We start from the raw sequence: 21,824 nt of genomic DNA, 5'->3' as shown, positions 1-21,824 counted from the left end.
TCGAGACATATATAGGCAAATTTTTTTATACCCCTATTCCTTTGCTGAATGAAAACCAAGCACATTCTTTTAAATTTATCTTCGTCTGATTACCCAAAAGCCCGGTATTTATTGTCGTGGCTACTACACTAGTCAAAAAAGCCAAAACCCAATCCACTGTCAGTCTTTTGCTAATATAACCATCCTCCTGTAACTGCAAAATCAATTGCCGGCAACGGTTGTTAATCGCTTCGTAAGTCGCACAGTTTCGATCATTCTGATTGTGTCTGTGACCATCACGGTGATGAAGTTTGTGGAAAAAGGCGTATTTCGCGCCACAGTCGATAGCAGCATAAAGCATTTCTTCCAGTTTTTTTAACGGCACATCTGAACTTTCCATAGCATCGTTCATCGCTTTTTTACAGTTTTGCTGCATGTCTTTCTCACAATAGGCCAATAACGCCTCCCTATCTTTAAAATAGCGATGAAGTGTTCTCCTAGTTATCGAAGACTTTTCTGCAACCCGCTCTAAGGGAGCAGAAAAGTCTTCATTAAATACTATAATGGCAGCATCAACAATCTTTTGTTGCGTTTCTTTCGTAATTCCCATCGTACAAATTTGAAGGATTTTTCTCAGTTCTGAGACATTGAATTGTCATATTGCAACAACGAGGCATTACAAAAGCAAGACTCGCAGTCTTGCTGCCGGCATCCTCTCGGAATCGCACTTGATTCCGTAAAAGGTTAGAAACGATTTTATTTCATTTTTTTTGCATCACGTAAAACACGTAGTTATAAAACTCCCGGTATCTTTGGTAGATGATAAGTTCATCGATGATCGTTTCCATGAACGATTTTTTTGTCGAATCATTTATTGGTTGAGCTATCGATAAAGCAACCTGTTTGATAATTGGATGGTAATAGTTGTCCCATCCGGCATTGGGTAGTGTAAAACATCCAACGGGAATATAGCCGCAATCTTCGATTAATTTCATTTTATTCGAAATCAAATCGATTTCGGGATAGCTTGCCATCCAATAATCGGTAAGATACTGAGGCCTTTCGTTACTTGTCCATGAAATCTCGGACGCCACTAAGTACCCCCTTCTTTTCAACAACGTGCCCCACTGTTTCAATCCTCTTTCGAATCCAATATGATAAATTGCGCCCTCACTCCAAATCATATCAAAAAAATTCCTTGGAAATGGGAGATCGTCCATAGATGTTTTGTGTACAGCTATTCGATCTTGCAAGCCCCATCGCGTAGCACGTTCTGTCAACACATCTAAAAATTCAGCCAATAAATCAACGGCAAAAATTTGTGCATTTGTTTTTCGTGCGAGTGTCATCGTTTGTGCTCCTGTTCCACAGCCAATATCCAGTATATGTTCAAAATAATGGCTCTCGCTTACCAAACCTAATGCTTTTAGCGTAGCTTCCTCGCATCCGGGTCCTTGCCTCTCATTATTTTTAAAAAAATCAACAATTGTTTGAATTAATTCCTGTTCCATTTCAAGATTGCAAAAAAATTTATCAATCATTTAATTTGCCTAGTGCAGCTACCGAAGATATCAGCACCTCACAGGCTTTCTACATATTCTCAATACATGCAAGATGTATTGAGAACAATTATTCTGGTTTACGCTCAACAGCAATTATAGACTTTATTAGACACCCCGAAAATCAACTCCGCTTACAAGATTATTTGATAAAGCCGTCGATAAGGATTAAGGTGAGGTTTAATACCTTTCTCGTACGTGTATAAGCAAAAAAGAATAAAAAGTATGCAATATAGGCTACACGAAACGGTAGCGCTAACAATAGCGTCCTTGAAAGTTTACGCTATAACAATGGTAAAATATTTGACACTCTCTTGTCTCATAATGTGGTAAAGGTAGCAATTTTCTTTAATAAACAAATATTATTTATCAAAAACTCTATTGTCACAATGCCTTTTCTCATTTTGAAGGCGATATGGGCCAAAACATCCCTACGCTTTGACCTACTTGCCAATATTTATTCTGATTCACAGCATTTTTTATCCCAGTTCAACTTTTTTACTTTTACACTCCTCTTTTTGATTAAATTACTTATCTATGCAAGTAAAATCCACCATTTTATTTAATATCAAAAGATGGATAGTGAAAACTTCAAACGATTTGATAGGCTCGTAGCCATTTTTATTCAGCTGCAGTCTAAACGAGTGGTCAAAGCACAGGAATTAGCTGACCGGTTTCAGGTAAGCTTACGGACCATTTATCGGGATATAAAAGCACTGGAAATTTCCGGTGTTCCGATTTATAGTGAAGCCGGTGTTGGTTACTCTTTAATTGAAAGTTATCGTCTCCCTCCTTTATCGTTGAATAAGGAAGAAGCGACCAGCTTAGTAGCGGCTGAAAAACTGATGCAGAAATTCAGCGATAAAAGCATCCGTGACTATTTCTCTTCGGCGATGTACAAAATAAAAACCGCATTAAAGACTGTTGATAAGGAATGGGTATCAAGCATCGAATCGCAAGTGGTTATGCAACCTTTGCAAATTAAATTCAGTGAAAAAGCGCCACATGCATTAGCCACTCTTTTTGAAAGTATAGCTAGGAAAACGCAAGTTGAGCTTCTTTATCGGGCACTTGATGCGCCCGAAGCGATACGCAGATTCATAGAACCGGTTGGTGTTTTTCATCAGCATCATTCATGGCACGTAATCGGCTTTTGCCACTTAAGAAAAGATTATAGGCAATTTAGGACGGATCGAATAGAAGAAATCAAAAACACCGAGTTACCTTTTGAACGAAAGCACCAACCATTGGACTTTTACCTGACACCGAAGGAGCAACAACCCGTCACGAAGGTCCAACTTGCTGTTGAGAAAGATATGGCCAGATATCTCCAATGGGACCGCAATTTTTATGGTTTTATTTCGGAAGAACGACATGCTGACAAAGTAATCATGAATTTTGAAGTGCGCGATGTTGAAGAAGCTTTTGTACGCTGGTTCCTAATGTTCGCGGATAAAGCCACCATACTGGAACCTTCAACATTAAAAGAAAAAGCTAGGCTTCTGCTGACTAAACATCTGGCAAAGATCAACGAGGAAGGCAAAGCCCTTCAAATCAAAGATGATTGCTGAAGGGCTTAATACTTAGTCACGTTCCCAAAACATCGGAGGTTCTATACCTAAAGCTCTTAAGTATACATAACCTTGACCTCGATGGTGAATCTCATTATCAATAAAATAAAAGATGTCATCAATAATGGGAAATTCATATTGGCCAAACAAATTGAAAGTTTCCGAAAACCGTTCTAAAGGAAGTTGATTAAAGTACCTGGTAATAACGTCGGTTTGTTCGTCCCATTTTGCCAGTATTTGCTCCTTTGTGATTAATCTGAGTGCCTCTTCGTTATAGGGAAGTGGCTCGTCCTTTACAATGGATTCCATTGCCGGGCCGCCTATAGACAATAATTCAATAGCCAATTGGGAAAATGGACGCATTCCGCCTATAGAAAAACCGAAAAGTTCTTTCTCGGGAAAAGCTTCAATGACGCGTCGAGTTAGATTACGATGCCCGAGCCAATGCCTTAATAAAGCATCCTTATTAATTACCTGTGCTGATGTTACTGTATCCATAATATATTGCTTTTAGTTACTTAAGCAAAAGTATTTTGACCAAGTGACAACAGTATGTCAGCTGAAAAAAAATCTTAAATTCTGTATCGCGTTTGAGCGTCGGCCAGTCAACAAAGAACACATTACTTCTCTTATTTACACATATATTCACATACGATCACACCTAGAAAAAGAGAAAAACTAATCCTTTGTTGAGACAAAAGAATCTTAACTGTAATTTTACTGTGTAACCAGTTTTCCATTATGAATCACAAAACGGCTACATCAAGTAAGAACTTGGGCAAAATAAGTCTATATGGGCTAATAGCCTGTTCTCTGCTATTTGTTCTTATGATCTATAATTCTAAAGATTGTCATTGTGGTGATTTAATCATAGACCCCAAATTACAAGCAATGGCAAAAAATGGCGACACATTGGTCATTTCCTTTCTACACAAAAAGGGTAGCATTTTTTTATGCGTAGCTAAAAGAAGAGAATTATTAAACGCACTTAAAATTCGCGATAGAGCTCCCAAAAAACATCATAAGAACACCCAAGGTCAATAGAGTAAAAAAACCTTATTGTACACTCAATATCTCAAATAGTTATCAGGCATTGAAGGCAAAATCGTTCATGTTATCTTTTGTTATTGTTCAACTTTTATCGGATCAAATTTATAAAGTCTAAAAACAGCAAAACCAGGCTATGGCCTGGTTTTGCTGTTTAGCGGAAAGTGAGGGATTCGAACCCCCGGTCCTGTTACAGACAACGGTTTTCAAGACCGCCGCATTCGACCACTCTGCCAACTTTCCAGCGGCAAAGATAGAAATTATATCGAAATAGCATAGACCGATTTTATTGTTCTTAACATCTTTTCACCCTTTTATCATAACTCGTCGCAACCAATAAGGCTTTCTATTACTTAGCAATTTCCACGATCAACTTTTTCAGACTACCCGTTCGTTAAAACCTTTATCCATATTGTTTTACTTTGTTTCGATAATCATTGACAAACAAAAGAATTACCTTTATGGTTATGTAAATGTTAAAACGGGTATGAATACGATTCTTATTCCATTAGATTACGCTTCGGGGACACAAAATGCGCTGCGGTATGTATCTGCTGCTCATCAAAACCTCTCTTTTATTCGGCTAATCTTGCTAAAAAGCACTTATACGTCAGTTTTTCAACCCATTATATCTACCGCAGAATATCTCTGTCTAGATGGCGATACGCTGGAAGCTGGCCGAAAGGAATCTGTTGAGTACCTAGATAAAGTGACCAAAGAGCTAGCCAATAGTGTATTAAAAGAGGTCACTATAGATCATGCGATAAGCGAGTTACCACTCGCTAGAGCCCTTGTGCAACTTATCAGGCAAGAATCACCCGATTTACTCATATTAGGTAATAGCCAGGAAAGCAAAGAAGGATATATCAACGATAATCTTATCGAGTTGGTAACAATTAGTAAAATCCCTGTACTTGTCGTTCCTTCCAACGCAACCTATAGAAAAATCCGTAAAGTATTATTACCTATGGATTTCGAAGAACTGAACCGTCTTGAAGCCTTCCGGCATCCGCTATTTTCAACTTATAAAGATGAGTTGATATTGCATGTATTCAGCATAAAAAAACAGCAACGCGATTTAATGGAAGACCGTAATAAACTTTCTGTATTACTACCGGATTTAAACTTCTCGGTCGATTATACGGACAATGATGATATATTGGATGGGATATTAGAGTTTGCAGAAAAAAAAGATGTCGACTTAATAGTCTCTCTACCTGGAAAGTACAATTTTTTCAAGAAAATAACGCATCGCAGTATTACGCATGCAATAGCTCACAATTCGAATCGTCCGGTTCTTATATTAAAGCAAACATAAAGATCTAATCAAATTGAATCAAAAAAGCCCTACCACAGGGGTAGAGCTTTCATTTCTAATAATAAAATTGAAGTTGAAAAAAATTCATTACAAATGAATAAAAACTTTTTTATTTTTTAATTCACAATAATTGCACAGTTTCAACGATTAAAACGCACGACTCCTATTTTCTTAAATGCTCAGCTACTCGTTTTATATAGAGGTAGTTTGCGGTGCCCCCGATAATCCCTCCCACAACAGGTACCAGTCTTTTGGAAGCTCTTGTCCCCATGTTGATCATCAATTTTTGAGCAACTTCTTCCATTGCTGTTTTAGTAACCACTATACTTGCTTCTCCTTTTATCGATCCGGCAAGTAACTTAAAAAAATCATCGAATCGAAATTCATAATTTCCTGTTTTCTGATAAGCTATTGCTAATGTAACGCGAAATTGTTGAGCCAAAACATTAATCGTATCCAAGGGTACCCCAATAACCATAACGCCCACACCGCCTATTCCGCTAATAACGCCTGAGCCTGCGGCGAAAATGGCGCATTGATTTATAAACTTTTCAAGCCCGAGTTGATCAACACCTTTTTTTACGCTTAACTGGTCAATTTTGTTAAATAATTGCTCTAGACCTTCTTTGGATAGGGCGTATACCTTTCCTTTCAGCTTTTTCTTGGTTGCCTCTACATTAATGTTATGCAGTTTAAATTTACCCATATCGCCAACTTTTTTATCCCACTTTACAACAACAAAGATACCACAAATACTTGGTTTACACGCACGTAAAGCAGCACACCCTAAGGAGTTATTGGTAGACATTAAAGATTAACGCGAAAGAAACTCTGTCCATATACAATCTTGATAATCTGTTAGCATATGAAAAAGTAAACCAACCGCCACAATTCTAGTTCTCGGAAAAAAAAGTAGCATCATGTAAAACGCAATAGCATAATTAGTATGCAACGGATGATACCCGATACTGCATCTATTCGCATCAAATATCGGCTTTGAAAGTAAATGATCTAGATCAACGAGCATTGTAGCTACCATAATTGCCCAAGCCTTTTTCCACTCTTTCTTGAAAAACAACCTCGCAAGTAATCCGGGAAAGAGAAAATGTAAGCTATAATGTACAAGCGTTTGCAAAACATTTAAGGTAATCATAATGTCAACCTTCAATTATTAAGGATTGGCGAAATTTGGAAAACTTCGCAAGATAGCCAATGCAACTAGATAAAACTACCCAAGTATTGAAAAATTATTATTATTTAAGTCCGTCGACTGACTTCATTAACAAACATAACACCATATATCGAAAATAATCGGACAATCCTTATATTGCTTTATATTAGGAGGAATAATGTCTTTCTTACGGCCAAAACATTTAAAAGGAAGTAAATTGATTATAAACATTTTCACGGCTTTTGTCGTGTTTTCGGCCTATACGCTAATTTTCGGCTATAGAAAGGCATTCACGGTTGCGACATTTGAAGGAATAACCGTTGGCGGTTATAACTATAAAACTGTGCTCGTGATTAGTCAAGTATTAGGGTATATGTTGGCTAAATTTTATGGTGTGCAATATATTGCTGAATTAAAACGAGCGATAAGAAGCAAACTTATTCTTTCGCTAACAGGTATTGCTTGGTTAAGTTGGCTTGGTTTCGCGCTTACACCCGTCCCGTATAATGCCATTTTTCTCTTTGTAAACGGTTTCCCTTTGGGACTTTTATGGGGAATTGTGTTCTCGTATGTTGAGGGAAGACAAGGAACCGATTTCATTGGCGCCGCTTTGGCAGTCAGTTTTATCTTTGCTTCAGGATTCGCCCGCTCTGCCGGCGGATGGATTATGTTAGCGCTTGGTTTATCTGAGTTTTGGGTTCCCTTTTTTACCGGACTTCTTTTTGCCCTGCCTCTTGTTTTTCTGGTACACTTAATGGAAAAGATACCTTTGCCAGATCAGGATGACATACTACAAAGAACTGAAAGAAGACCTATGGATAGACAGCAACGGCATCTATTTTCGGCAAAGTTTTTACCCGGCCTGGCAACATGTTTGCTGATATATACCTTCGCGACGATTTTCCGTGATATTCGGGACAACTTCGGCGCTGAAATGTGGAAGGAAATGGGTTTTTATAATCAACCGATCATTTTTTCACAGACCGAAGTACCTATTACATTAATTGTTTTGGCTTCTATCGGCAGTATGGTTTTTATAAAAAACAATTATCGGGCACTTATCCTTGTGCATGGGTTTGTGGCATTGGGCTTTTTGCTAGCCGGTATTTCCACCATTTGCTTTTTATTCCAACAAGTTTCCCCCTTTATTTGGATGCTTTTGACGGGCCTGGGTCTCTATATGGTCTATATTCCATTTAATGCAATTTTTTTTGAACGAATAATTGCTACTTTTAAGCATACCGGAAATGTCGGTTTTCTTATATACTTAGCAGACACCTTCGGTTATGTCGGCAGTGTGGGCATACTCTTCGCCAAAGAAATTTTAAAAATCAAGTTAAGTTGGGTGTCGTTCTTCTCCAACAGCGTGCTAGCCCTTTCTGCTCTAGGCTTATTGCTTACCATGTTTTCTGCCTACTACTTTAGGATCAAATATCGAAAAAACGAAAACTTTAATGAAGTGCACACATAAGCTGGAATCAGGCATTGTTTTTACACGCTACAAAAGGATTTAGTTCTGTTGCGGCAGTTAATACAACTCCTTTTGATTGTAGCTCGTCCTTTAAAGCCTCTTTATCAAAGTCCAATTTATCCAGCAAGTATTTATGCCTTGTATAAAAAACGCGAAATATGTCATCCCAGGTCATGGCAAAGATCTCCAGATTACCCCAAGACTTAACTAAAAACCGCTTGCCCCTATTCTTAAATTCTTCATACTGTTTCAATATATATGTGTCAACCCGATTACTCACCACAAAGAACTTCCATTGCCTCATTTGCGAATTGAACGCATCCTGTCGGCTAACAAAATCCATATAGTCTTCAATTTGCCTTAGCTGTTGCTTACCTATCACAACTGCAGGTCTTTTGAGCTCAACCATGATATTTTCCTCCAATTCTTCCTCCTGATAAAAAGGATCGGGAATGCTTCGCTGTCTGCAAATAAATACATCAGGCCGCCTGTTCTTCTCCCGGTCCTTCATTGTCATCGCATTCATTTTTCCTGATCCTTCACCATCAAGAATATAAAGGTATTTGGAAAGTAGTTTTTCAAAACTCTCGTTCGCCGTCACTAAATGAAACTGCTCACCAAACAACCAATAATTTTCAGCAATCGCATGCTGAATATGATCCCGCTCTGTAGTGAACTGCTTTAAATCAAAAACCATCCTCTTTAATAACTCGATAGTAACAAACCTATTTTCAATCAAATTAATCGTTCTTGTAATACGGTTTAGAGAGGTTTTTCCTAGCAATATAGCCAAGTTTTCTCTTTCTTCTCGAGTAAGATTGACGATATCATCTAAAATAGACAGAATATGTTCCCGCTCGTCGGACTCAAGCAACAAATTGATAAAAGCAACGCTCGTTCGTTCTTGGGTTTCATTTAAGCCTTTAAAAATTTTGGGTTGTATACAGTATATTTCCTTAATAACTGCCATTAAATCTTTTCTTTTTTCTTGCTCATACTTATTGTTTCTGTACTTTGGAAGAACACCTTTACGATCGAAGTGCTCAATTAGTTTATCAGCCCCTTTTGATCTAACAAAACTTTTTTGCTTATCGGCAACAATTTGTTGCAGTTCTTTTATAAGTACTTTGAATACTCTGCTATTTAAATTTGCTCCAAATAAGCGTTCTGCATTCACTCCGTCACTGGGTGTAAAGTCATCAAAGAATGACGATTCGACATAAACGCTATGATAAAAGCCAATGGCATTATTGTTAAATGATGTTAGCTGTTTAAAAAGTTCCTTTTGTGCGGTGTTTAAAAAATAGTAATAAAATTTATCGCCGATCTTTTCATACCACCGGACATACGTAATTCTAAATGTGTACTCAATATTCTGTGTGTCGGTAATTATCCGATGAAACACTTCATTGTCGGCGATTATATCGTCATATTCGACAGGGCTGTCATTCAGGCATAATTTGAAATCTTTACTTCGATTAAGAAGTAAAAACCACCCAAACTCGTTTTTCAAATAGCTCAAAAATGCAGAACAGCTGAAGGAATAACCGGAAACCCCAAATAAATTAGACAGGGTCACGATGGTACCCGTTTTGTTCCTTTTTGAGATTCTTCTGTTACTATCTTTATAAATATCCTTATTAGCCGCATTTATTATTATATCATAATCAAGCATCTTTTTAGATTGCTCATCAAAAAAAGTAGTGGACCATACAGCTTGCATGGCTAAAGCCATAAAGGAGAATCGCCCCTTTCCTTTTTTGCCACGTATATAGGAGGATCGGCTGAACGATTCTCTTTTTACAGAATCCAGAAATGAACCAAAAGTCTGATGCAATGTGGAAAAAGGGATCCCTGTGCCATTATCGATAATCTGTATCTCGTTTATATAGTCGATGTTGTTTGGTTTAAAAACAATATTGATTAGGGATGCGTTTGCGTCGAATCCATTCCAAATCAACTCACATATCGCCTCCCTATAACTTTTCGTAATGCCAGCTGACTCTACACTATAGTTATTGATACTTACCTTGTTATTCATAGCAACTATTATATTCTTCGAGGTAAATATACTAATATTTTTAGCAAAAAAATAGAAAAGCACATTATAATCACTATGTTACACGAATATCACGTAAAAACTTATTAATTAATATTTGTTTTAAAATACTAATAAATTTAGTAATTTTGTTATACAATGAATCTGGACGTCAAAGAATGTTCTTAGGCAGGCAGTTTTTGTTGACTTTTTTACTAAAACATTGTTATTCTAAATAAAAAAATGGCTACGGCGTACGTTAAAAAGTTAGTTACAATTGCCGAAGAGCAATATAACAGCTATCATCTCGAGAGCGAGAGTGATGTAGAATTATCGAAGCAGATACGTAAGTATTGGACAGACCTAGGCTTTTCCTTTCCTGGTGTGACAACGGCTTGGTCGGCTATATTTATTTCTTGGTGTATTAAGAAGGCTGGCGCAACAGGAGAAGAATTTTTGTTTAACCCGGCGCATGCGAGATTTGTTCACGCCGCCATCCAAAATGCGATTCAAGATACCGGAGTTTTCCGTGCTTACCCTTATCAAGCTATTGAACCTGGTCTTGGTGATATCATTCATCATAATCGTGGTAACAAGCGTTATGATTTTGAATTTGCAAAAAAGAACAAGGCTTATGAATCGCACTCTGCTATTGTCGTCGAAAGGGGAACCGATGCCAAAGGCAATTACGTGTTAACGGTTGGAGGGAACGAGAGTGATTCTATCAGGAAGAAGTTAATTCGACTCGATAAGCAATGGAAGATCATTGCGAGAGAAATTAACCCCTATATATGTATTATTCGAAACCTGAAATAAAAAACATGCCAAATGCGTTAAACACAACTAGCAAGAAAGATGAGGTGCCGATGATTAGCGAAACTCCTTTTGATCATATAGCCTTAGCCTTTTCGGGAGGTGGTTTTCGGGCTGCGTCTTTTAGTTTAGGAGTTTTGAGTTACCTGAATGTTATTCATACGCTTAACGATCAAGTACTACTTGACAATGTAACCTTTATTTCTTCTGCATCAGGGGGCTCGATAACCAATGCCTTCTATGCATTACACGTAGCACAAGGTCGATCGTTTAAAGAATTTTATAAAAATTTAACCGAGCATTTGTCCGGAATGGCTTTAATGAATGTTGTTTTTGAAAAATTAAATAACGATAAGGAGTGGACAGATAACCCGTATAAGCGAAGAAATATTATCAATGCTTTTGCACTTACGTACGACGATCTATTATTCAAACGTGCACTATTGTCAGATTTACATCCTAACGATCATAATAAACATTTAGAAGAGGTTTGTTTTAATGCAACTGAGTTTTATCGAGGTTTGGTTTTTAGGCAACAGGTTAAAATGAAAATGGATGTTAAATCACATGAGGATATCCAATTTAGATTTGGGAATTTTAATATAAAGTTGGGACAAACAACGGCAGGCAAGTTAAAGATAGCAGACTTGCTCGCCGCATCATCTTGTTTTCCCGCTGGCTTCGAACCTGTCATCTTTCCTGACGACTTTACCTATGTAGATTTGCCCATCGCTGCTACAGGCGAACTCACAAGCTTAAATAAACGTAATTTACTTGATGGCTTATCTATAGCGTTACAAGAAATAAGCCGGAGTGAATTGGTAAAGTTATTTGGTCAAGCTAAAGTGGACGACGTACTTGCCGATTTCACAAAAACACCTTCTATTATGGAATTAAGACAGGCTTTTTCCAAGGAAAAATTAGCCGATGATTTCAAAATCGGAATGATGGATGGAGGAATAACCGATAACCAAGCCTTGGAAAGTATGCTGGATGCACAAAAGAGAAGAATCAAAAAGAAAACGGCCTTTTCACCTTTTGATCTAATGTTAATTAATGATGTGGGCAGCCATTACATGGAACCGTATAAATTACCCAAAGAGAATAAAAACTATAAAGGAATCGGAGCTATTTCCATAAATAACTTAATTGTTATACTGTGTCTATTTTTCCTTTTCGGACTAATAATGATTAGTAAAACGCTAGGTTTCCAATTAGGTGGTATACAGTTGAATGTCGTGATAGGAACAACAATATGTGTATTATCACTATGTTTTCTATTGATTTTGGCTATATTACGGAAATTCATTGAAGGCGATACGAACCGCCTAGGGGGCTTAAATCTAAACAAGAACTTCTCGTCTGATATTGTTACCAATCTTTTCGAACATTTTGGCTCTACCCCTATTGTAGTTATTTATAGAATGATCAAAGAACGTTTCGCTTCTGTATTGATATTGAACAATGATGTTTTTCTTAAACGGATACGTTATCTTCTATACAACAAAACTTATGAAAGCGGTAAGTATCGGTTCAAAATCAAAACCAATCATGTGTATGACTTATCTTTTTCGAACGATTTTAATCGAAACAGAAAAAATCTCCCTTTTTTAACTCCATCACGAGCTCAACAGATCGTCGCTCAGGCAGCTTTTGAAATGCCAACAACTTTATGGTTTGATGCAAAATCACAAGAAGAAGAAACCCTTGCCGCTCTAATTGCATGTGGTCAATATACTACCTGCTATAATTTGCTCGAATATATATACCGCTTAAAAAACACAGTAAGCAAATCCGGATCCACTTATTATCAACAATTAACGAAAAGCTATCAAGAGAAAATTGATTTCATAGAAAAGCAGTTATTACAGCATTGGCATCAATTCCGTGCCGATCCTTTTTTCCTTTATAATCAACTGGGAAAGGATTTTCAGGTTAATAGATTCAAGTCCTGCCACATGGGAAGTTTCTCCGCGGCCGGCGGTAACTTTGACGGCTTACGATAAGCTGCTCCGACATGATTACAAACCGATGGGCATCAAAACAGGAAAGGCCGCCGTGCAATGCACGGCGGCCTTCTGTAAAGATCGGCACCGACCTACTCTCCCACATGTTACTGCAGTACCATCGGCTCTGGCGGGCTTAACTTCTCTGTTCGGGATGGGAAGAGGTGGACACCGCCGATATAGGCACCTGAATATCTTATCTGAGTTTTACGTTTTAAGTTATTCGTTTTAAGTTCCCATAACCTGCAACTTATAACCTATAACCTACAACTTATAACCCGGTCGACATATATAACGGAAGAAAAAAAACAGGAAGACAACAGCCTGCTGCGCTTGAGAAAGCTTCGGGCTATTAGTACGGCTCGGCTGTGGTATCTCTACCTTTACACCTGCCGCCTATCGACGTGGTAGTCTCCCACGGCCCTGTAAGGAAGTCTCATCTCGTGGCTAGTTTCGCACTTAGATGCTTTCAGCGCTTATCTATTCCCGGCATAGCTACTCTGCCGTACACCTGGCGGCATAACAGATTCACCAGCGGCCGGTCCAACCCGGTCCTCTCGTACTAAGGTCAGCCCCACTCAGACTTCCTGCGCCCACAACAGATAGGGACCGAACTGTCTCGCGACGTTCTGAACCCAGCTCGCGTGCCACTTTAATCGGCGAACAGCCGAACCCTTGGGACCTTCTCCAGCCCCAGGATGTGACGAGCCGACATCGAGGTGCCAAACCTCCCCGTCGATATGAGCTCTTGGGGGAGATCAGCCTGTTATCCCCAGAGTACCTTTTATCCTTTGAGCGATGGCCCTTCCATGCAGAACCACCGGATCACTATGTCCGTCTTTCGACCCTGTCCGACTTGTATGTCTCACAGTCAAGCAAGCTTTTGCCATTGCACTCCGCGTACGGTTACCAAGCGTACTGAGCTTACCTTTGAAAGCCTCCGTTACCTTTTTGGAGGCGACCACCCCAGTCAAACTACCCACCAAACAATGTCCCCCCCGGAGGGGGGTTAGGAACCGGATACAGAAAGGGCGGTATTTCAAGGACGATTCCGCGGATCCTGGCGAACCCGCTTCAATATCTCCCGCCTATCCTACACATCCTGCACCCAGTCCCAATGTTAAGCTATAGTGAAGGTTCATGGGGTCTTTCCGTCCCGTTGCGGGTAACCGGCGTCTTCACCGGTACCACAATTTCACCGAGCTCATGGCCGAGACAGCGCCCAGATCGTTACACCATTCGTGCAGGTCGGAACTTACCCGACAAGGAATTTCGCTACCTTAGGACCGTTATAGTTACGGCCGCCGTTTACCGGGGCTTCGATTCAATGCTTCACCCGAAGGTTGACATCCCCTCTTAACCTTCCGGCACCGGGCAGGTGTCAGGCCTTATACGTCATCTTTCGATTTGGCAAAGCCATATGTTTTTGTTAAACAGTCGCCTGGGCCTTTTCACTGCGGCTTCTCCGTCGCCGGAGGAAGCGCCCCTTCTCCCGAAGTTACAGGGCCATTTTGCCGAGTTCCTTAGCCATGATTCACTCGAGCACCTTGGGATTCTCTCCCCGACCACCTGTGTCGGTTTGCGGTACGGGTCTTATATGCCTGAAGCTTAGCGGCTTTTCTCGGGAGTATGGTTACCCGCGCTATCGGCGCCCCCGGAGGTTTGCCGTACTTTCGGCCTTCGGCACTCGACCCGGATTTGCCTGGGTCACGTTTACCTACGGCCTTCAACGCACTATTCCGTCAGTGCGCGGCGGTGTCACTCCTCCGTCCCCGCTTCGCAGCATACAAGAGTACGGGAATCTTTACCCGTTGGCCATCCGCTGCCCCTTTCGGGTTCGCGTTAGGTCCCGACTTACCCTGATCCGATTAGCGTTGATCAGGAAACCTTGGTCTTTCGGTGGGCGGGTTTCTCGCCCGCCTTATCGTTACTTATGCCTACATTTGCTTTTCCGGAACGTCCACGGATACTCACGTAACCGCTTCTCCCGCGCCGGAATGCTCCCCTACCGATATTTCTATCCCACGGCTTCGGTGGTACACTTAATGCCCGTTTATTATCCACGCCCGGCCGCTCGACTAGTGAGCTGTTACGCACTCTTTAAATGAATGGCTGCTTCCAAGCCAACATCCTAGCTGTCTGGGCAACCGGACCTCGTTAGTTCAACTTAGCGTACACTCGGGGACCTTAGCCGGTGGTCTGGGTTCTTTCCCTCTCGGCGCAGGACCTTAGCACCCTGCGCCTCACTGCGGACCATATCTCCCGGTATTCGGAGTTCGTCTGGATTTGGTAGGATGTGACTCCCCCGCACCCAATCGGTAGCTCTACCTCCGGAAGACTCAATGTCCACGCTGTTCCTAAAAACATTTCGGGGAGTACGAGCTATTTCCCAGTTTGATTGGCCTTTCACCCCTACCCACAGGTCATCCGGAAACTTTTCAACGTTTATCGGTTCGGTCCTCCAGTACGTGTTACCGCACCTTCAACCTGCCCATGGGTAGATCACAAGGTTTCGCGTCTACCTCCACTGACTGTACGCCCTGTTCAGACTCGCTTTCGCTTCGGCTGCGCGGCTTAACCGCTTAACCTCGCCAGTGAAGTGTAACTCGTAGGCTCATTATGCAAAAGGCACGCCGTCACCCCCATTGGGGCTCCGACAGTTTGTAAGCACACGGTTTCAGGTTCTCTTTCACTCCCCTGTTCGGGGTTCTTTTCACCTTTCCCTCACGGTACTGGTCCACTATCGGTCTCTCGGTAGTATTTAGCCTTGGCGGATGGTGCCGCCGGATTCCCACAGGGCGTCTCCGACCCCGCGGTACTCAGGAACTCACTAGGCCGGTCCTCATTGCGTGTACGCAGCTCTCATGCTCTACGGCGGGCCTTCCCAGACCCTTCCACTTCTTCCGACCGTGCCACATTGTGGTCCTACAACCCCGCATATGCCGTAACATATCCGGTTTGGGCTCTTTCCCTTTCGCTCGCCACTACTCAGGAAATCATTATTATTTTCTTTTCCTGCGCCTACTTAGATGTTTCAGTTCGGCGCGTTCGCGTTGTTAAACGGCATGTCTTCAACATGCCGGGTTTCCCCATTCGGAAATCGCCGGATCTCATCTCATTTGCAGATCCCCGGCGCTTATCGCAGCTTATCACGTCCTTCATCGCCTCCGAGAGCCTAGGCATCCCCCGTGTGCCCTTTCTTACTTTCTTCTCCCCGTACCCTTTTGCCGTACGGGGATGCTTTTGTGTCACGTCCCTTCCCCGTAGGAAAGAAACGTCTCTGCTGTTGTCTTCTCTTGTGTTTTTTCTTCCGATATGTCAAAGAACTTTTTTTTCAGATTAAAAGGTCAAAATCAAAAAGTAAAAACGACCGGCGTACCGCGTTTTTGAATTTTGAATTTTTACTTTTGAATTTGAAAAGCGTGGAGAATAACGGATTCGAACCGTTGACCCCCTGCGTGCAAGGCAGGTGCTCTAGCCAGCTGAGCTAATTCCCCCCGTTACGTGGACAGGACCGCCCGCCTCCGGTTTCCCGGACGGCCTCCCTCTTTCAGGTAGTCCCGAGCAGATTTGAACTGCTGACCCCTACATTATCAGTGTAGTGCTCTGACCAACTGAGCTACGGGACTGCTTCGCTTCCGCACCGGTGACCCCGAAGGGGCACTGTGGCACTTTCCTCTTTTTTCTCTCTCTCTTTTTTCAAGAAATCTTCATGGCGTAACAGAACGGCCCGAGGGCCCTCTAGAAAGGAGGTATTCCAGCCGCACCTTCCGGTACGGCTACCTTGTTACGACTTAGCCCCAATTACCGGTTTTACCCTGACACGCTCCTTGCGGTTACATGCTTTAGGTACCCCCGGCTTTCATGGCTTGACGGGCGGTGTGTACAAGGCCCGGGAACGTATTCACCGCGTCATTGCTGATACGCGATTACTAGCGAATCCAACTTCACGGGGTCGAGTTGCAGACCCCGATCCGAACTGTGAGGGGCTTTCTGAGATTGGCTTCACCTCGCGGTGTCGCTGCCCTCTGTACCCCCCATTGTAGCACGTGTGTAGCCCCGGACGTAAGGGCCATGATGACTTGACGTCGTCCCCGCCTTCCTCTCTGTTTGCACAGGCAGTCTGTTTAGAGTCCCCACCTTGACGTGCTGGCAACTAAACATAGGGGTTGCGCTCGTTGCGGGACTTAACCCAACACCTCACGGCACGAGCTGACGACAGCCATGCAGCACCTAGTTTCCTGTCCCGAAGGACCTGTCCATCTCTGGACAATTCAGTAACTTTCAAGCCCGGGTAAGGTTCCTCGCGTATCATCGAATTAAACCACATGCTCCTCCGCTTGTGCGGGCCCCCGTCAATTCCTTTGAGTTTCACCCTTGCGGGCGTACTCCCCAGGTGGAACACTTAACGCTTTCGCTTGGACGCCGACCGTCTATCGCCGACATCGAGTGTTCATCGTTTAGGGCGTGGACTACCAGGGTATCTAATCCTGTTCGATCCCCACGCTTTCGTGCCTCAGCGTCAATCGTACTTTGGTAAGCTGCCTTCGCAATCGGTGTTCTGTGGCATATCTATGCATTTCACCGCTACTTGCCACATTCCGCCTACCTCAGGTACATTCAAGCGCGCCAGTATCAAAGGCACTGCGATGGTTGAGCCACCGTCTTTCACCCCTGACTTAGCGCGCCGCCTACGCACCCTTTAAACCCAATAATTCCGGATAACGCTCGGATCCTCCGTATTACCGCGGCTGCTGGCACGGAGTTAGCCGATCCTTATTCTCACGGTACATTCAGCCCGGTATACATACCGGGGGTTATTCCCGTGCAAAAGCAGTTTACAACCCGTAGGGCCGTCTTCCTGCACGCGGCATGGCTGGTTCAGGGTTCCCCCCATTGACCAATATTCCTTACTGCTGCCTCCCGTAGGAGTCTGGTCCGTGTCTCAGTACCAGTGTGGGGGTTTCTCCTCTCAGAGCCCCTAGACATCGTCGCCTTGGTGGGCCGTTACCCCGCCAACCAGCTAATGTCACGCGAGCCCATCCGTCCCCTATGAATATTTAAATGAAGGCCCATGCGGACCTGCATTCTCATGCGGTATTAATCCGGATTTCTCCGGGCTATCCCCCTGGGACGGGCAGGTTGCTCACGCGTTACGCACCCGTGCGCCACTCTCACGGGGACCGAAGCCCCCGATCCCGTTCGACTTGCATGTATTAGGCCTGCCGCTAGCGTTCATCCTGAGCCAGGATCAAACTCTCCATTGTATAATGTTAAGTTTCCGATCTCGGCATTCGCACTTCTTTCAGTGCAGCCTTCCGATCTTTTTTGTATCTTCCGGCCGACGGACCGTTCAGGCCTGTCCTTTTGACTTCCGCCAAAAAACAGGCCGTCCGTTACGCTACATGAATCTGATTTCTTAAAGAACTTTAAATGCCTCCGCTCACGCTTCGGCCTCCGCCGTATCCATCGGGTCACCCCTCCGGTACTTCCTGCTTTTTTCTTTCACCTTCCCGGGCATCGCGCCCGTTCCGTCGTCCCCTCTCTCCCGATTGGGAGTGCAAAGGTAACAGCTTTTTTCTTTTCTCCAAAATATTTTTTTAAAATATTTTTCCTCCTCCCTGCCGTTCACCTCCGTACCTCAAAAAACAACCGCATCCCTTCGTTTGCGGAGTGCCCGCCTCCCGAACGGGATGGCAAAGGTACGAATTTCCCCCGTTCCCCCAAATGTTTCGCGCCCCGGACAATAGCTTTTTTTTACAACAAACTGGAAATCAAACCGTTTTTTTTTCCTCCCACACACAGGCAACACTAATCTACCTATTTTATTACTTATGCATACTTAACTACGCAGCCATCCCGTCCTTATAACAAAAAAAATTTAATTAAAATGCTTCTTATCTTTGCCGCATGGATTATTTTGGCAATTTGTTAGCGTTATTAAAATTAGAACAAATAGAAGATAGGAATTCCTTTCAAACCTCGCTAACTACCCTGTCCATTACACAGCGAAAAAAAAATGGGAACACCTGGTTTCCTATACATATAAAAAAAATAACTATCGAAAGAGGCGACTACATCGCTCTGGAAATTGAACGTTCAAACGATCAAGAAACAATACATCATTTTAAATCCGGGGCGTCAGTTGCTCTTTTCTCTAATCTTGATTCGGTTAATCACCGCATTGTGGGACAAGTGTCCTACCTTGTTGAAAACAAAATGAAAGTTATGCTGCATCTTGATGAGCTTCCCGACTGGATTCACAATGGTAAACTTGGCATCGATTTATTATTTGATGAGTATAGCTATAAGCAAATGCAAAATGCGCTGCTAGAAGCTTCGAAATCAAATAAAAATCCTCTTATTCAAGTGTTAATAGGAGAAAGGCAACCTGTATTCTTTTCTTCTGCTACCCCTATTTCATTAGATAGGTTGAATGCCAATCAGCAGCTAGCCATCGAAAAAATTCGATCTGCGAATGATATAGCCATCATTCATGGTCCCCCGGGCACCGGCAAAACTACAACCATCATCGAAGCTTGCAAGGTTTTACTGAAAGAAAGAAACTGTCAGTTACTGGTGGTTGCACCGAGCAACACTGCAGTAGATCTTCTTACAGATCAACTTCTCAAAGCACAAATCAATGTTACACGAATCGGAAGCCCCTCTCGTGTAACACCTGAGTTACTACATGCGACATTAGATGAGCAGATCAGCCAAACTTCGTCAATAAAAGAAGTAAAAAAAATCAGAAAGCGAGCAAATCAATTTCGTGAAATGGCACGAAAGTATAAACGTAACTTTGGCAAAGAAGAGCGAATCCAGCGACAAACATTATTTGCCGAAGCAGCAAAGCTTATAAAGGAAGCCGATGCTTTAGAGCAGTATGCCACAGAGTCTGTCATCAAAAATGCGCAGGTAATTACAGCAACATTGGTGGGAGCCGGCCATTACTCAATAAAAAACATTTGCTTTGAGGCAGTCATAATCGATGAAGCCGCACAGGCTCTAGAACCCGCATGTTGGATTCCCATATTAAAAGCAAAGAAATTAATATTAGCAGGCGATCATCAGCAGTTGCCTCCAACGATCAAATCCGTTTCTGCCGCTAATCAGGGACTTAAGGAAACATTACTGGAAAAATGCATTCATTTATATCCGCAATCAGGTGTTATGCTTCAGGAACAGTATCGAATGCATACATCCATCATGTCCTTTTCCTCCCAAAAATTTTACCAAAGCTCGCTAATTGCACACAGTTCCGTTGCAAATACCCTGTTGTTTCCTAATGATCAGCCCTTGCAATTTATCGATACGGTGGGCTGTGGGTTTGATGAAAGAGACGATGAAGGTAGCATATACAATTTAGAAGAAGCTTCCTTTGTTTTACATTACCTTTCAATGTTGAGTACATCGCTTAGCCAACATTATTCACCCGAAAATTATCCTCGTATCGCTATTATTTCTCCCTATGCTTCGCAAGTCGATAAGCTCAAAGCGTTATTGGAAGCCAGATCTCTTTCTATATATAAAGATAAAGTTACGATCAATACCATCGACGGCTTTCAAGGTCAAGAAAGAGACATTGTTATTATCAGCCTTACACGAAGTAACCAAGAAAGAAAAATTGGTTTCTTAAGCGATATTAGGCGCATGAATGTCGCGATGACAAGGGCAAAAAAGAAATTAGTGATGGTAGGTGATAGCCTTACCCTATCAAAGCTACCTTTCTATGCCGATTTAATTACCTATTCAGAAAAAGAACATGCTTACTACAGCGCTTGGGAATATTTGAACAATTAACATAGCAGGCTTGCTATGTTTTCACTTTCGACTTACAAAACGATTTCCCTTTATATAATAGCGCCAGGGCAATAAAGCATCTTCCTTTGCATATTCTACACCAATCCTTGTCGAAACAACAATATCTTGCTCATCCAACGAGATCCCCACGTCCTCTATCCAAATATCGTCACCGGATAAGCTTTTTCCGTTGAAATTTCCTGCAATGCCTAAAGCTTGCGTCAGCGTTCCCGGGCCTGCAGAAAGCCGTGGAGTCAGTACCTCCATATTACGTCTCTTTAACATATAATCGAGCCCCACAATTGGCTCAATACCTCTCACTAAAACAGCTTGTGGAACATCGATTGGACCGGTTACAACATTAAAGAGATAATGGATCCCATAACAAAGATATACATACGATACCCCTCCCTCCCCATACATTACTTTTGTTCTTTCGGTAAAACGTCTGCCATAAGCATGGGAGGCCTTATCTGTTATACCATTATAGGCTTCTGTCTCTACGATAATCCCACCGGTTACAAGGCCATTAATATTAGTGTAGATAACCTTTCCCAAGAGTTGCTGCGCAACCCACTGCACGTCGTCTTGCAGATAAAAATATTTTGGTAATTGCTTATTGTTCTTCACCCAAAGTCAATATCGATCGAAAAATGGAAGATAAAATTATACATTTGTCCGCGCGTTACCAAATTTTGATTTCTATGCAGAGCAGAGCTTTTTTATTTCACTCCATTATACGAGCTAGTCTGGCGATCCTATTATTGATAGTTATTAGTTTCACCTTTTTCAGTTGCGAAAAAGATAATTACAATCCTGAAAACTATTGGCCCCAGGTAGGGCACCGAATAGATATGGTTGAGCGATATTGGGGACCACCCGACGATCGGGATTCATATTACAATGGGGATGTATTTATTGTATCCTACTATTATTACAACGAAGGCATTTTCATCGAGTTTTTTCAGGATCGGGTTGATTTTATTGGCGACCTATAGTATTAATACGCGCATACAACTTGCTAAACATTAGTTTGCTATCCACTTTT

The 21,824-nt window shown here is 42.0% G+C and carries 14 protein-coding genes, 3 tRNA genes and 3 rRNA genes; 7 read left to right on the top strand and 13 right to left on the bottom strand.

Features of this window, described 5'->3' with window-relative positions:
* Positions 1-25 precede the first annotated feature (25 nt).
* Together FKG96_RS11125 and FKG96_RS11120 are read right to left on the bottom strand one after the other, a co-directional pair.
* Positions 26-589 carry a TetR/AcrR family transcriptional regulator gene (locus tag FKG96_RS11125; protein ID WP_130857672.1) on the bottom strand — a complete coding sequence of 188 codons (564 nt, stop codon included), beginning with the start codon at positions 587-589 and terminating at the stop codon, positions 26-28.
* Between the two features lie 151 nt (positions 590-740).
* Positions 741-1,490, bottom strand: coding sequence for a cyclopropane-fatty-acyl-phospholipid synthase family protein (locus FKG96_RS11120; protein WP_013666003.1), 750 nt, complete (start codon positions 1,488-1,490; stop codon positions 741-743).
* A gap of 623 nt (positions 1,491-2,113) precedes the next feature.
* Between FKG96_RS11120 and FKG96_RS11115 the strand changes: the two genes are divergently transcribed.
* Positions 2,114-3,109 (top strand): YafY family protein, encoded by a 996-nt coding sequence (locus FKG96_RS11115; RefSeq protein WP_130857673.1) that lies wholly within the window; start codon positions 2,114-2,116, stop codon positions 3,107-3,109.
* 12 nt (positions 3,110-3,121) lie between these two features.
* On the opposite strand, the gene FKG96_RS11110 is transcribed toward FKG96_RS11115, so the two are convergent.
* A complete protein-coding gene (locus FKG96_RS11110; RefSeq protein WP_130857674.1) occupies positions 3,122-3,607 on the bottom strand; it encodes a DinB family protein in 486 nt (161 codons plus the stop codon).
* 707 nt (positions 3,608-4,314) lie between these two features.
* Positions 4,315-4,399: transfer RNA gene (locus tag FKG96_RS11105), tRNA-Ser, on the bottom strand.
* A gap of 244 nt (positions 4,400-4,643) precedes the next feature.
* Here FKG96_RS11105 and FKG96_RS11100 point away from each other — a divergent pair.
* Positions 4,644-5,474, top strand: coding sequence for a universal stress protein (locus FKG96_RS11100; RefSeq protein WP_130857675.1), 831 nt, complete (start codon positions 4,644-4,646; stop codon positions 5,472-5,474).
* Between the two features lie 163 nt (positions 5,475-5,637).
* Here FKG96_RS11100 and FKG96_RS11095 read toward each other — a convergent pair whose 3' ends face one another.
* Complete coding sequence (locus tag FKG96_RS11095; RefSeq protein ID WP_242627359.1) at positions 5,638-6,180, bottom strand: EcsC family protein; 543 nt, start codon at positions 6,178-6,180, stop codon at positions 5,638-5,640.
* Positions 6,181-6,288: 108 nt separating this feature from the next.
* Positions 6,289-6,627, bottom strand: coding sequence for a DUF6122 family protein (locus tag FKG96_RS26985; RefSeq protein ID WP_013665998.1), 339 nt, complete (start codon positions 6,625-6,627; stop codon positions 6,289-6,291).
* 235 nt (positions 6,628-6,862) lie between these two features.
* On the opposite strand from FKG96_RS26985, the gene FKG96_RS11085 reads away from it, so the two are divergent.
* Entirely contained in the window at positions 6,863-8,116 is a 1,254-nt protein-coding gene (locus FKG96_RS11085) for a DUF5690 family protein (RefSeq protein WP_242627360.1), read from the top strand.
* A gap of 7 nt (positions 8,117-8,123) precedes the next feature.
* On the opposite strand, the gene FKG96_RS11080 is transcribed toward FKG96_RS11085, so the two are convergent.
* Positions 8,124-10,157 carry an ATP-binding protein gene (locus tag FKG96_RS11080; protein WP_130857678.1) on the bottom strand — a complete coding sequence of 678 codons (2,034 nt, stop codon included), beginning with the start codon at positions 10,155-10,157 and terminating at the stop codon, positions 8,124-8,126.
* A gap of 240 nt (positions 10,158-10,397) precedes the next feature.
* Here FKG96_RS11080 and FKG96_RS11075 point away from each other — a divergent pair, with 240 nt between their 5' ends.
* Both FKG96_RS11075 and FKG96_RS11070 read left to right on the top strand, forming a co-directional pair.
* The gene (locus FKG96_RS11075) at positions 10,398-10,970 is read left to right on the top strand and encodes a DUF2272 domain-containing protein (RefSeq protein ID WP_013665995.1); all 573 of its coding nucleotides are present in this window, start codon (positions 10,398-10,400) and stop codon (positions 10,968-10,970) included.
* Positions 10,946-12,973, top strand: a complete 2,028-nt coding sequence (locus tag FKG96_RS11070) for a patatin-like phospholipase family protein (protein ID WP_149105531.1) — start codon at positions 10,946-10,948, stop codon at positions 12,971-12,973. Before FKG96_RS11075 ends, FKG96_RS11070 begins: the two co-directional genes overlap by 25 nt.
* Positions 12,974-13,052: 79 nt before the next feature.
* On the opposite strand, the gene rrf is transcribed toward FKG96_RS11070, so the two are convergent.
* The 5 genes from rrf to FKG96_RS11045 form a co-directional block, all read right to left on the bottom strand.
* Positions 13,053-13,164, bottom strand: a 5S ribosomal RNA gene (gene rrf, locus FKG96_RS11065).
* A gap of 142 nt (positions 13,165-13,306) precedes the next feature.
* A 23S ribosomal RNA gene (locus FKG96_RS11060) occupies positions 13,307-16,183 on the bottom strand.
* Between the two features lie 213 nt (positions 16,184-16,396).
* Positions 16,397-16,470 (bottom strand) — tRNA-Ala (locus FKG96_RS11055).
* Positions 16,471-16,528: 58 nt separating this feature from the next.
* Positions 16,529-16,602: transfer RNA gene (locus FKG96_RS11050), tRNA-Ile, on the bottom strand.
* A 116-nt stretch (positions 16,603-16,718) separates the two neighbouring features.
* Positions 16,719-18,240: ribosomal RNA gene (locus FKG96_RS11045) — 16S ribosomal RNA — on the bottom strand.
* The 16S, 23S and 5S rRNA genes sit together here with 2 tRNA genes alongside, the layout of an rRNA operon.
* A gap of 643 nt (positions 18,241-18,883) precedes the next feature.
* Between FKG96_RS11045 and FKG96_RS11040 the strand changes: the two genes are divergently transcribed.
* Positions 18,884-20,776, top strand: coding sequence for an AAA domain-containing protein (locus FKG96_RS11040; RefSeq protein WP_130857230.1), 1,893 nt, complete (start codon positions 18,884-18,886; stop codon positions 20,774-20,776).
* Positions 20,777-20,797: 21 nt separating this feature from the next.
* On the opposite strand, the gene FKG96_RS11035 is transcribed toward FKG96_RS11040, so the two are convergent.
* A complete protein-coding gene (locus FKG96_RS11035; protein WP_130857229.1) occupies positions 20,798-21,406 on the bottom strand; it encodes a DNA-3-methyladenine glycosylase in 609 nt (202 codons plus the stop codon).
* A 23-nt stretch (positions 21,407-21,429) separates the two neighbouring features.
* Here FKG96_RS11035 and FKG96_RS11030 point away from each other — a divergent pair, with 23 nt between their 5' ends.
* Positions 21,430-21,774, top strand: coding sequence for a hypothetical protein (locus FKG96_RS11030; RefSeq protein WP_130857228.1), 345 nt, complete (start codon positions 21,430-21,432; stop codon positions 21,772-21,774).
* The last annotated feature ends 50 nt before the right edge of the window (positions 21,775-21,824 follow it).

The sequence above is a fragment of the Olivibacter sp. LS-1 genome (assembly GCF_008245145.1).
Taxonomy (GTDB): domain Bacteria; phylum Bacteroidota; class Bacteroidia; order Sphingobacteriales; family Sphingobacteriaceae; genus Olivibacter; species Olivibacter oleidegradans.
This window is presented reverse-complemented; position numbering and strand designations above follow the sequence as displayed.